We start from the raw sequence: 13,080 nt of genomic DNA on the forward strand, positions 1-13,080 counted from the left end.
AATGTCAACAGACCCTAGATTAAATACATCACTTATCAAATAAATAAGGAAGAAAAATGATGACTAAAACCACAATGAAAGCCATGGTATATCACGGTGCCAATGATTTACGTTTTGAAGAACGCCCACTCCCTAAAATTATAGACTCTACCGATGCCATTATTCGATTAGAAAAAATAACGATCTGCGGTACAGATTTAGGTATTTTGAAAGGGAAAAATCCTGAAATTGAAGAAACAGTGAAAGCAAATCAAGGACATTTTGATGGGCGTATTTTAGGACATGAGGGTATCGGGATTATTGAAGAAGTCGGTAATGGCGTTAAAAACTTTAAAAAGGGTGATCGTGTCATTGTTTCTTGCGTGAGCCGATGTGGTACATGTGAAAACTGCCAAAAACAACTTTATTCGCATTGCCGAAATGAAGGTGGATGGATTTTAGGATATATGATTGATGGTACGCATGCAGAATATGTTCGCACACCATTTGCAGACAATTCACTTTATTTATTACCTAAAGGTTTAAACGAAGATGTCGCTGTATTTTTATCTGATGTATTACCAACAGCACATGAAATTGGTGTGCAATATGGTGATGTAAAACCAGGAGATACTATTGCTATTGTAGGCTCAGGACCTATTGGAATGGGTTGCTTACTCACTTCACAATTTTATTCACCATCACAAATTATTGTTGTAGATATGGATGATAACCGTCTAAAACTAGCCAAAGAACTAGGTGCTACACACACCATAAATTCAACTAAAGAAGATGCAATACAACGTATTTTAGAAATTACCAATGGTCGCGGTGTTGATTGTGCAATGGAAGCAGTCGGAATAGAAGCGACTTGGAATGTTTGCCAAAACATTGTTAAAGAAGGCGGACATATCGCCAATGTTGGTGTACATGGACAAGCTGTTAGTTTTGCACTCGATAAACTTTGGATCAAAAATTTAACGATCACCACAGGTTTAGTCAATGCAAATACAACTGGCATGCTTTTAAAATCATGTTGTTCGGGCAAATTACCACTTGAAAAACTAGCAACACATCATTTTAAATTTCAGGATCTTGAAAAAGCATACGACGTGTTTAAACATGGTGCGGATGAAAATGCATTAAAAGTGATTATTGATTTTTAAAGCGATAAGTATTTTATAAAAAAGAAGTCCTTAAATAAGGACCTCTTTTTTATTACAACGTAAATGAGCAATTAAAAATTTAAGATATATATTTAATATCCGCTAAATTCTTATCACGTCTAAACATCACTTCAACATAAGAACATGTAGGTAAAATTTTTATATTTTTTTCACGTGCAAATTCCACTAAAACATCAAGCAACTGACGTGCAACACCTTGACCACGCAAAGAATCATCAACCCATGTATGGTTCGCAATAATCGTATGTGGATTACTCCAAACATATGTAATTTCAGCTATTCTTTCCCCAGTATCATCTACCGCAAAAAACTCACCCAATTGACCATTATCTTCATGTTGAAACTGCATAGTGAATCTCTAAAATATAAGACTAAATATGAAATACCAATATATTAACCAAATAACACATCATGAATAGATGAATCTTTATTAAAAACAGATTTAGCAAAAGGGCACAAAGGTAAAATTTTCACACCTTTTTCACGCGCATATTCCACAGCACTATTCACCAAAAGACGACCTACATTTTGCCCGTGTAATTCATCTTCCACATGCGTATGATCAATAATAAACTTATCTTCACCTGCCCATGAATAGGTCATTTCTGCCAAATGATGACCTTCTTCACCAATATAAAATTCACCCTTAGAACCATTCTCAACATGTTTAATTTCTAACACTTTTCTATCCTTTAAATTATTCTTAATTTAGAAAGTGCCACGTTTCTTTTTTTCATACTGTTAATTTTTATTATCTGCATATCAGCCACGTCACAGACATTCTTAATTTTGAGTCATACAACACTAACCTTAACTTCACCATTAAATAAGTCTACAATTCACACAAACCTTCTTCACTATTTTTATATGAAAACTTCCCCCATAGAAGCAGAATCACAAACATCCAAACAATGGATTTGCGTGATTACACTGGCTTTTGCTGCTTTTATTTTCAATACCACAGAATTTGTACCTATCGCATTATTAAGTGATATAGGTAAAAGTTTTGCTATGCCCGCCACCGATGTAGGCATGATGATTACGCTATATGCTTGGGTAGTTGCACCTATCTCTTTACCCATTATGTTGCTCACAAAGAATATCGAACGACGCTTTTTACTCATTGCGCTTTTTGTTGTTTTTATTGTGAGTCACATTCTGTCTTATTTTGCATGGAGCTTTACCGTATTACTCATTAGCCGTATTGGAATTGCATTTGCTCATGCATTATTTTGGTCAATTACAGCTTCTTTAGCAGTTCGTGTAGCACCCAAAGGTAAAGAATTCCAAGCTTTAGGATTACTCGCGACAGGTACATCTTTAGCGATGGTTTTAGGAATTCCTTTTGGGCGAATGATTGGTGAAGCCTATGGTTGGCGCAATACATTTGGTTTAATCGCCATTTGTGCTACAGCTGTCTGTATTACGCTTGCGAAAACTTTGCCATTATTGCCAAGTGTAAATTCAGGCTCTATCAAAAGTTTAGCGAGCTTTGTAAAACGCCCAAGCTTAATGATGGTCTTTGCTTTAACCATCATCATTATTACTGCGCAATTTACGGCATATAGTTATATCGAACCATTCTCACTGAATATTGCACATTTTAGTTCTGCTCAAACGACAGCATTACTTTTAATATTTGGCGGAGCAGGCTTTTTTGGCTCGTATTTATTTGGCAAATTTGGTGCAAAATTCCCAAAACTTGCAATTCCACTCAGTACCCTTTGTTTAGCACTCGCAATGTTGTTATTACTTCCTTTCGTAGGTGAGTTTATTGCTCTCAGCGCGGTTTGCATGTTTTGGGGCATGGGCATTATTGGTTTTAGTCTTGCACTTCAAGCAAAAACCCTTAATTTAGCTTCCGATGCAACAGATGTTGCCATGGCAATTTATTCAGGTTTATACAATGTCGGAATTGGTGGTGGTGCTTTATTAGGTGGCATTGTCAGTACGCATTTAGGCTTAAGTTATATTGGTATTATTGGCGGTGTGATTGCTGTTTTAGGGACACTATTGGCTTTAATATTAGTCCGCCGTGCAGACTTTATGCCAAATAAGGTTTAATCATTTTAACAAGTGAGCATTTGCAGATGGATTAAAAATCTGTCATTATTCGTGCATATTTGGATTCGTCCAAAACAAAATTAAGTTGAACAAGGGGAGTAGCCTCCTCCAAACGTTAAACAATCATTTATGAATATTTAACGTGTCAGAATATCGTCATTACACTTTGCAAAAAGTCGGTATCTGAGCATCTTTTATAAATACAAAGATGTAGGCAAGACCTTGATCATGTTGTTACAGATGTTTTATTTCATCTGGCGACTGGTCAAGGTTTTTTTATGGCTGGTTGTTAGATGTGGAGAATTCCCCCATGGAAACAATTGGTACTTTATGGCTGTATTTAGCATTTTTCGGCATTGTTGCTGTCATGCTTATTATCGACTTTTTAGGCTTTAAACAAAAACAAGGTCAAGACGTCAAAATTAAAACCGCTGCATACTGGAGCCTTGCTTGGGTTTCTATTGCAACCTTATTTGGTGGCGGTTTGTGGTTATACCTACAACAAACTGCGGGTGTAACCGTCGCAAACACCAAAGTCATGGAATACTTTGCAGGTTACTTACTCGAAAAATCACTCGCAATTGATAATGTATTCGTTTGGCTGATGATTTTCGCAGCCTTTGCTATTCCGCCTGCGTTACAACGCAAATTGCTTTTATACGGCGTATTAGGCGCAATTGTTCTACGTACCATCTTCATTTTTATTGGGGCTTGGTTTGTTCAAGAATTCTCATGGATCCTTTATATCTTTGGTGCTTTCTTGGTTTATACAGGTTTCAAATTCCTAAAAGGACAAGATGATGACCCAAATATTGAAGATATGGCGATTCTAAAATGGCTACGTAAACACATGCGTATTACACCAACGCTAGAAGGGGACAAATTCTTTGTTCGTCAAAATGGCATGCTTTGGGCAACACCTTTATTTTTAGTTTTAATATTAGTAGAAGCATCTGACGTTATTTTTGCCGTCGATTCTATTCCTGCTATTTTTGCAGTAACAACCGATCCATTCATTGTATTAACTGCAAACTTAATGGCAATTTTAGGCTTACGTGCAATGTTCTTCTTGTTGTCTGGCGCGGCATCTAAAATGCATTATTTACCTTATGGCTTAGGTCTTATTTTAGTATTTATTGGCTTTAAAATGCTGATGCTTGATGTTTTCCATATGCCAATTTGGATTTCACTTGGGTTCATTATTATTACTTTAACTGTAACGGCTCTTTTGTCGATTCGACACAGTAAAAAATATAACGAAACGACCTTATAAACCTAAAATATGATGGATAAAAGCCTTCCTTTTGGAAGGCTTTTTTAATCGATTAATTTTAATTTTGACCATTTTTCTAAAAAATTCTTTGTTTTTAATCTGTATAAAAATACTTGATGACTGACCAACGTCTTATTCCAACGCAACTTCAATTCAAATAAGTCTGCCAATCCAAAAGGTGCAACATATTGTATTTCGTTTTTGTCATTTAAACGAACCGCAACAGATGTTGCCGTTTCGGGCCATAAAGACAATGCATGCTCAATTGAAGTTAGAGGTGCAATACTTTCTCCTGTATCTGTTTTATACCAAGTATGTACCAAGGCTTGATTGGTTATATCCCACTCCATATTGGGAAATATGCGCATCATTTCTTTTTGCAAATTTTTTGCATGATTTGAAGGATTTTTTTCATCGTAGAAAACAACATCAACTTCCGTATTTTCTAAATCATAAGGCTGATCATGTAAATGCGCCCAAACCGTATTCCGAATAATACCTGCGGCAATATAAGCATGTGGTTCTAGCATCTTTAAAGTCGTTAAAATCTGCATGATTATTTGGTTTTTAGATAAAATTTCTTTCAAATTTTCAGAATATTTTTCTTCCATTTTCATCACCCTCATACTCACTCATTTTTTAAATCATGATCTTAAATTTTCAATTGGTAAAGATTATGCGATGAATCATGGAAGAGTTCATTTTTTAAGTTACAATCAACTGAAAAAAGTACAAACATAGGGTTTATATGTCTTCAATTATCTCCTCTACAGCCATTCGTGGTCGTTTTCTCGATATTCAAAATACAGTTTCAAAAGCGTCCGATATCGACCAAGCTGTTCGATATATTGAAGATGGTTTACTCATCACTAAAAATGGAAAAATCACATGGTTTGGCACTTGGGAAGCAGGGCAGGCTCAACTTAATTCAGAGATGAACCTTCAACATTATCCTGATCAGCTCATTGTTCCAGGCTTTATCGACACGCACATTCATTTCCCGCAAACAGAAATGATTGGTGCATACGGTGAACAGCTTTTAGAGTGGTTAAATACCTATACATTCCCTACAGAAATTCAGTTTGAAGACAAAGATTATGCAGACAAAATTGCAAAGTTTTTTATCAATGAACTACTTAAAAACGGTACAACAACAGCTCTCGTTTTCTGTACCGTACATCCTCAATCTGTAAATGCTTTATTTGAAGCCGCAGAACAACACCAAATGCGCTTAATTGCAGGGAAGGTGATGATGGATCGTCATGCACCTGAAGCACTTTGTGACACCGCAGAAAGCGCATATACAGACTCTAAGGCACTCATTGAGAAATGGCATGGTAAAGGTCGCAACTTGTATGCAATCACTCCACGTTTTGCGCCAACATCTACACCTGAGCAGTTGACTGTGGCAGGCAAGTTAAAAGCTGAATTCCCAGATGTTTATGTGCATACACATTTAAGTGAAAACAAAAATGAAATTGCATGGGTGAAAGATTTATTCCCCGAGCAAAAAGGTTATTTAGATGTGTATCATCATTATGGTTTAACAGGCTCACGTTCTGTATTTGCACATTGTGTACATTTAGAAGATGAAGAGTGGGATTGCATGCATAAGACTGATTCTGCAATCGCATTTTGCCCAACATCAAACTTATTCTTAGGTAGTGGTTTATTTCCACTGAAAAAGACTTGGGAAAAACAAGTAAAAGTAGGTTTAGGCACAGATGTAGGCGCAGGGACATCATTCAACCAATTACAAACCCTCAATGAAGCCTACAAAGTTCAACAACTGCAAGGCGATAAATTATCTGCATTTGAAGCGCTTTATCATGCAACTATTGGTGGGGCAAAAGCCTTAGATTTAGATGAAAAGTTGGGGAATTTTAATGTCGGCAAAGAAGCAGATTTTGTTGTTTTAGATTTAAAACCAACAGCAATTCAAGCTTTGCGTCAGGAACGTGCTAAAAACATTGATGATGCTTTATTTGCATTGATGACCATGGGTGATGACCGTAATATTCATAGTACTTATGTCTTTGGTCAATTGGCGTATAGCAAAAGTAATGCTCAATAAAGAATGTATTTCATCTTTTTGTTTATTGAATGAAATTTACTGATTGTTCTATTTTAATTTGTGATTAATTCACAAATTGCAAAACAATGATTACATTCCAAACAGGCAAAAGGGATGCATCTCAACCCTAGATGTATTAAAATTAAGATATATATGAGGTGTTGCTGGTCAACGCCTTTTTTATTTTTATATTTTCTCTTTAGGTATCTACCCATGACCGTTCAAATGAGCGTAATGATTTCCACAGAAGAAATCCAAGCTAAAGTTAAAGAGCTTGGTGCACATATCGATGCACACTACGCAAACAGTGACAAAGAATTAGTACTTGTAGGTTTATTACGTGGCTCTGTGATTTTTATGGCAGATTTGTGTCGCGCAATAACAAAGCCGCATGAACTAGATTTTATGACGGTATCAAGCTATGGCGGTGGAACCGTATCTTCAAAAGACGTTAAAATTTTGAAAGATTTAGATGGCGAAATTCGTGGTAAAGATATTCTTGTTGTTGAAGATATTATTGACTCAGGTAATACCTTAAGCAAAGTTTTAGAAATTTTAAGTACACGCCAACCCAATTCAATTGAACTTTGCACTTTAGTGAGCAAACCTTCACGCCGTGAAATTGACTTAGATGTTAAATTTTTAGGTTTTGAAGTCGAAGACAAATTCATTGTGGGTTATGGCTTAGATTACGATCAAAAATATCGTCACCTTCCATTTATTGGTGAAATTGGTCTTTAATTTAAATTTTGATAAAAAAGTGGCGTAAGCCACTTTTTTTATTCAAACATTTTGGAGAACAAAAAAACAACAACTTTCGCTAAATTTTTCTTTCCTCTTCATGCTTTTTGTTTAATGATAGATTTACAAACTTTTATAAAATAAAGATAAATTACAAGGAGAACCATTATGTGGTCACTTATCGTTGCAATCGTCATTGGTTTTGTTGCAGGTTTAATTGCTCGTGCTATTCACCCAGGTGAAGATAAAGCAGGATTCTTTGTGACAGCTGCATTAGGTATTGCAGGTTCATTACTTGCAACATACGGCGGACGTTTCCTTGGTTTATATCCAGAAGGATCTAGTGCAGGCTTTATTGCTTCTGTCATTGGTGCAATTATTATTTTATTTATTTACAACCTGATTGCCAAAAAATCTTAATCAAAAAAAATAAAAAAGCACCTCATTTAAGGTGCTTTTTTTGCATCTTTTATTTAGGTTTTATAAACCAAATTCTTTAAAAATTTGTTCAATTTGTTCCGCAGGGTAAGCACCTGAAACTTTAAAACCATTTGAGAAAATAATAGTTGGCGTACCACTAATACCCAAAGTACGCGCTAAAGCAAGGTTACGGTCAATAGGATTCTCACATGATTTATTTCCTGTTGGTTCATAACCTTTTGAAATTAAATCATCCCATGCTTGTGCAGGATTTTTCTCACAGAATATTTTTTTAGACGGTGCAACAGATTGTGGCTTAAATGCTAAAACAAATATATTAATCGTGACATTATTTAGCTTTTTAAGTTCTACTTCCAATTCTTTACAATAACGACAATTTGGGTCTGTGAATACAGCAATTTGTCTTTTACCATTTCCTTTCACAACTTTAATTGCATCATTCAATGGAAGCTTTTTCCAATCTAAACTAGATTGTTGAATCACTAAGTTTTTGGTTAAATTCTGCTTATCTTTCAAACGAACCATTGAACCTGCCAGAATATGTTGGGCATCATCATTTAAATACACAATTTGTCCATTTAAAGAACCGCTATAAATCCCTTTCATTTCTGTGGCTTGAATATTTTGAACATTCACATCTGGATTATTCTTCGCTAAATTTGTTTTAACCGTATCTACATTCGCAAATGTAAACGTCGATATGAATGCTGTTGCAAGAAGTATGGCTTTTTTCATTTTATGGTCTTCGCATCTATTAAATTAATTTGATTTTACCGTTTCTAACTTCCTGCTGTGTTTGATTTTTTTATCTCAATCTATATTAGCCACTATTTGTTTTTTTGTTCCACGTGAAACAATAACATTTCATTTTATATAAAAGCTTAAAATTGCAAGATAAAATAAATTAAGCAATTGAAATATATAATTTATTTTAAGATAATAAAATTTCAACTATTAATACAAAAACAGGGAATAATGTGGTCAAGAAACTAACCTTTTTGAGTTTAATATGCGGTGGATTAAGTGCCTGTACATCTATTCAAGTGAATAACACTGAAGGTTTTCAAGCAAAACATCTTCAGAAAATTTGCATTATTCACAATCCTAAAGTCATTATTGATGGCTTTGAAACAACCATGATTCAAAGCTTTAAAAGATATAATATTCAAGCACAAGTTTATCCTGAAAATGCAAAACCTGTATTTTGTGATGTCACAATGACATATACAGCCTTACGAACATGGGATGTTGTGACCTATTTAAGCTCCGCTCAATTTACATTGTATAAAGACAACAAACAGGTTTCTGAAGCAAAATTTCATTTAAAAGGGAAGGGTGGATTCGCTTTTAATAAATGGCGATCTACCGAAACTAAAGTAAATGAATTAGTCGACGAATTATTAAAATAAAAAAAAGCCCTCAATTGAGGGCTTTTAAAAATCTAATTACTTTCCAATACAGAACACAATAAAACAAAATAAAAATATTAAATTCAATAACTTACTAATAATTTAATGGTTTAGTGACTAATTGGTGACTAAATTTACAATGTTTAAGAATAATTTATACACACGTTAGAAATATATTTTCGGCTATGTTTATTACGCCCAAAATACATCTTTTTACTTCTCTGAATGTTTTAACTTTTCTTTTGATTCAATTGCTTTAGGAAATTGGGCTTTTAGCTCATCAGTAGTTTTTTGAACATCCTCTTTCTTAACTGTTTTTGAAATTTCGTCAATACAGGTTATATCTACAACTTTACATTTTTCAAAATCATTAGATACTTTGCTTAAGCCTAACGTTGAAACAGCATAGGTAAAAACGGCTTGTTTATACTGACTATTTTTCCCAGACAAATCTTTATCTTCAAACTTTAAAGCATCATCAAGTATTTTCTTTTCAAATGTTTTTAAGAAAATACAATCTTCTAAAATAGGACTCCCTGCTATTTCACTATTACCAGTACACAAGAATGTAACTTTATCACCCTTATTTAATTCAGCTACTTTTCCTTGGTCAATTTTATTAAATTTTAATAATGGTGAATTAAAGCCATAGTTAGCATTCGTCTTTAAATTAACAACTGGTTTATCATCTATGCCAGCCTCAATTCCACCTATAGCACCAGTGATAAAGAATTGTTTATCTTTATATAAATTATTAGCTCTGATTTCATTTTTATCGTAATCGCTTGTGATTTTTTCGGCTGTGTAAAGAGGATAGTATTCAGTAATTTGAACATCCCCACCATCAGATAATGTTTCAAATTCATCTTTTATAGCAAATTCTAAAAACTCTTTACCTTTTTCAGAAAACAACTCTTCTTTTACTTTCGTATTGTTTATATCTTGTTGACTAGTTGAATTATCTTTACTTTCTTGACCACAGCCAATAAGGAGTAATACACCCATTAAAATTGATGTTTTTTTCATAATCGATTAATTTTAAAACAAAAATACATACTAACCAAATATAAACACATAATCCATAAATAGTTAATATGTTAGTAACGTGTCCGTAAAATCTTATTAATTTAGTACTTTAATTTTTTTTGCAGAAGTCTTGATAATATTCTCTCGTACTGCTCAATTAAATCCTAGATAGTTTTTGGACGACTTAAAGGAAATGATTTTTCAAAACACATATTTTATAGGGGTAACGTAGGTAACACGGGTAACACCCTTGATATAGTATCATTTAAGACTGTTACCTCACTTTTATAGAATAGGTAACAAAGGGAACAAATAAATTGATTTAATCAAAATTTGTTACCTCTGCTACCTCTTGCATTTTAGTATAGGTAACACCCTCAAAACCCTTACATATAAGCCTGTTACCTTTGTTACCTCTGTTACCTTAATTTAAAGCTTCCCAGCTAAAAATAGATTCTTTCACCGCATAAACTTTGATTGAATTAGCTTTAGATGGGAGTCTCACAGTCTTACCTGTCTTACCTGTGTCATGCTCAAGTAAACCATAAGCTTGTAATGCTTTTGCGACTTTTCGGCTATCATAGCCCTTGCATACTTCCTTTTTAAATTGTTCATTCAGCACATAGAATATCTTTGCACCATTGTCTATTTTCCAATAACCAACACGGTTAATAATTTTCTCGTTGTGGTCAGGGTCGGGGGTAATCGCTTCAAATCGGCTTGATTCATTCGCCTCAAAAAATGCCTTAACATGAGTAATCATTTCTCTATGTTCATAATCACCAACTTGCTCAAAACCATTTAACCACTGATTAAAAACTTTCTTTACAGCATTCAATGCTGTGCCTGTTTTCCATCCTGTGATATTGGCTTTAGTTGCAAGCTCTCCAGCAGTTGCTACAAGCGCAAAATAGTTCGCTACTCGTGTGATATGCCCTTGAGTATTGCTCTCTGTTAAAACCTCTCTATAAGCCTCTAGCAAAGCCCTAGCTTCATCCATAATGTGACTTTTATCATTGGTTAGATACTCAAGCCATTGAATGCCAGCCACGCCATAACAATCATTAATACGCTTGTTTAATTCAATCGCTTGCTTTGCTCCATCCTCTGCAAAATCTATACAATCAAAAATACCGTATTCAGATTGGTCTATATCAATATCAGCTAAACGTATTTCTTGCCCAAGCTTAGCTTTTTGACCTTGCTCAAGCATGATTTCTTTCAAGCTCTTTTCACCACTTGATAAAAATAATACTTTCCATTTATACGTAGCCTTTGCTGTAATTTGCTTAGTCATACGACCTTTACCCGAACCATTGGCAAGCATATAAATGATATTACCTAGCTCTTTAGGGTTCGCTATTTCGCCAATTTCATCCAAGACTAAAAAGCTATCATTGTGCATATAAGCTGTATGCTCTATCGCATTACCTGTAGCTTTCCATGTTCTATAAAAATTCTTTGGATTACCCCATACAGAACACGCTAAATTTAAGCCTGTGCTTTTTCCTTTAGATGAACCGCCTTTAAAGTGAAAACCCCCACCTTGTTGGTTAAGAGGGTCAAGCAATTGTCCAGCAAACGCTGTGCATAATGAAAATACCAATAGGCTGTGATTCTCTACAAGTTTTGATACTTCACTTTGCCACTGTTCTAATGAGCCTTTAGATTGATAGAGATTATCTAAGCCATGATTTGCTTGATAAACAATGATTTCATTATTTGCACTCGTTCCGAATTTCTTATGAGGCAATACGAATATATTTTCATGCCATCCCACTTTATCTACACATAAAGCACGTTGCTCAGTTGGATAGTTCATTAGATAGCTTTGAAACAGACCTCTTGAGCGATAATCAGAGGCTATTTTCACGCCTTGATAAGATAAAGTTTTACGCAAATCAGCCCCATCCGTTTGGAATAACTCCATAGATAAAGCCTGTGTATGCTCTATATCATTATCATCTTTCCATTTGAGTAAAACGCCCCAGTTATTACTCGTGCAATCATGGGTTTTTGCTTCAACCATAATTAAGCTAGATACAAAGCGTTTTTGTAAAAATCCTTTGCTATCATTTTCAGCAAAATAAATACCATCCTTTAAAATGTGAAAATATCCATTTTCCCACTTCATTGGTTTAGCTAAATGACCTTTCTGTAAAGTCGGCTTTTTGGGTAGTTTTTTTATTGCATCATCAAAAAACTGTTTAACTTGTTCAGCATCATCATATTGAGATAAGTCAATAAAACAGTCATCACCATCTATGATTTGATACTGATTAAGTAAACGTACTTGAGTTGTGTTTTCGAGTGTTTGATAAGGCTCTGTTTTAATGTGTTCAGCTCTGACAGGCAAATATAGATACTGATAACCAGCATTCGATAACTGATTAATTACACACTCTATTTGCTTAAAGTCTTTAGGCTTTAATTCAGTTAAATGCTTATTACATAGATGTGGCAATACAACCAAAACAACGGCATAACCTGTTTGCGCAAGTTTGAAAAATTCCTCTAACGCGCGCGCGATTATAACAGGCTTATCTTTCTCTAAATCACCATAATAAGCAAAGCCTTTACCTTGCCCATTAGGAATGATTTGCACTGGTTTTTCATCTTGCAATACAGCACACTGAATAAGCTCTAAATATTCATCATAGATAGGTAAAATCAAAGGATTTTCGTACTCAACACCCTCAATAGTCACTATTGCATCGTCAAGATAAATCGAGCAATTAGGACTACCAAAACGCTGAATAATAGGGTGACACTTAAATGTGCCATCCTGTGGATTTAAGGTCTTACAATTTGCTAAAATGTCACTAGGCTTTTCTAAGCTCGGGGCTTTTTGATATGCGTTCATTAGCTCCCCCCTTTATGCTTTAA

General features: G+C 34.6%; 13 protein-coding genes. 7 read left to right on the forward strand and 6 right to left on the reverse strand.

All coding sequences use genetic code 11. The annotated features are described in order from the left end of the window. Positions 1–56: 56 nt before the first annotated feature. Positions 57–1,145 carry a zinc-dependent alcohol dehydrogenase family protein gene (locus A6M14_RS01335; protein ID WP_338325160.1) on the forward strand — a complete coding sequence of 363 codons (1,089 nt, stop codon included), beginning with the start codon at positions 57–59 and terminating at the stop codon, positions 1,143–1,145. A gap of 79 nt (positions 1,146–1,224) precedes the next feature. Here the strand turns inward: A6M14_RS01335 and A6M14_RS01340 are convergent, their stop codons facing one another. After that, positions 1,225–1,515 carry a GNAT family N-acetyltransferase gene (locus tag A6M14_RS01340; RefSeq protein WP_152873013.1) on the reverse strand — a complete coding sequence of 97 codons (291 nt, stop codon included), beginning with the start codon at positions 1,513–1,515 and terminating at the stop codon, positions 1,225–1,227. A gap of 44 nt (positions 1,516–1,559) precedes the next feature. Continuing rightward, positions 1,560–1,847 carry a GNAT family N-acetyltransferase gene (locus A6M14_RS01345; protein WP_188110832.1) on the reverse strand — a complete coding sequence of 96 codons (288 nt, stop codon included), beginning with the start codon at positions 1,845–1,847 and terminating at the stop codon, positions 1,560–1,562. Between the two features lie 186 nt (positions 1,848–2,033). Between A6M14_RS01345 and A6M14_RS01350 the strand changes: the two genes are divergently transcribed. Together A6M14_RS01350 and A6M14_RS01355 are read left to right on the forward strand one after the other, a co-directional pair. After that, complete coding sequence (locus A6M14_RS01350; protein WP_152873016.1) at positions 2,034–3,230, forward strand: sugar transporter; 1,197 nt, start codon at positions 2,034–2,036, stop codon at positions 3,228–3,230. 310 nt (positions 3,231–3,540) lie between these two features. After that, a complete protein-coding gene (locus A6M14_RS01355; protein ID WP_152873018.1) occupies positions 3,541–4,503 on the forward strand; it encodes a TerC family protein in 963 nt (320 codons plus the stop codon). 44 nt (positions 4,504–4,547) lie between these two features. On the opposite strand, the gene A6M14_RS01360 is transcribed toward A6M14_RS01355, so the two are convergent. Further along, on the reverse strand, positions 4,548–5,114 hold the full coding sequence (locus tag A6M14_RS01360) for a nucleotidyltransferase family protein (protein ID WP_241678024.1): 567 nt from the start codon (positions 5,112–5,114) through the stop codon (positions 4,548–4,550). A 137-nt stretch (positions 5,115–5,251) separates the two neighbouring features. Between A6M14_RS01360 and guaD the strand changes: the two genes are divergently transcribed. The 3 genes from guaD (at position 5,252) to A6M14_RS01375 (ending at position 7,738) form a co-directional block, all read left to right on the forward strand. After that, positions 5,252–6,577, forward strand: coding sequence for a guanine deaminase (guaD, locus tag A6M14_RS01365; protein ID WP_152873020.1), 1,326 nt, complete (start codon positions 5,252–5,254; stop codon positions 6,575–6,577). Positions 6,578–6,790: 213 nt separating this feature from the next. Next, a complete protein-coding gene (hpt, locus tag A6M14_RS01370) occupies positions 6,791–7,318 on the forward strand; it encodes a hypoxanthine phosphoribosyltransferase (protein WP_152873022.1) in 528 nt (175 codons plus the stop codon). A gap of 168 nt (positions 7,319–7,486) precedes the next feature. Beyond that, entirely contained in the window at positions 7,487–7,738 is a 252-nt protein-coding gene (locus A6M14_RS01375; protein ID WP_152873024.1) for a GlsB/YeaQ/YmgE family stress response membrane protein, read from the forward strand. 60 nt (positions 7,739–7,798) lie between these two features. Here the strand turns inward: A6M14_RS01375 and A6M14_RS01380 are convergent, their stop codons facing one another. Further along, complete coding sequence (locus A6M14_RS01380) at positions 7,799–8,494, reverse strand: DsbC family protein (RefSeq protein ID WP_152873026.1); 696 nt, start codon at positions 8,492–8,494, stop codon at positions 7,799–7,801. A gap of 242 nt (positions 8,495–8,736) precedes the next feature. On the opposite strand from A6M14_RS01380, the gene A6M14_RS01385 reads away from it, so the two are divergent. After that, positions 8,737–9,168: an Sbal_3080 family lipoprotein gene (locus A6M14_RS01385; protein WP_188110833.1), complete on the forward strand. Its 432-nt coding sequence runs from the start codon at positions 8,737–8,739 to the stop codon at positions 9,166–9,168. 213 nt (positions 9,169–9,381) lie between these two features. On the opposite strand, the gene A6M14_RS01390 is transcribed toward A6M14_RS01385, so the two are convergent. Together A6M14_RS01390 and A6M14_RS01395 are read right to left on the reverse strand one after the other, a co-directional pair. After that, positions 9,382–10,194: an OB-fold protein gene (locus A6M14_RS01390; protein ID WP_152873028.1), complete on the reverse strand. Its 813-nt coding sequence runs from the start codon at positions 10,192–10,194 to the stop codon at positions 9,382–9,384. Between the two features lie 424 nt (positions 10,195–10,618). After that, on the reverse strand, positions 10,619–13,057 hold the full coding sequence (locus A6M14_RS01395) for a DUF927 domain-containing protein (RefSeq protein ID WP_152873030.1): 2,439 nt from the start codon (positions 13,055–13,057) through the stop codon (positions 10,619–10,621). Positions 13,058–13,080 lie beyond the last annotated feature (23 nt).

This window comes from Acinetobacter portensis (assembly GCF_009372215.1).
Lineage (GTDB): Bacteria > Pseudomonadota > Gammaproteobacteria > Pseudomonadales > Moraxellaceae > Acinetobacter > Acinetobacter portensis.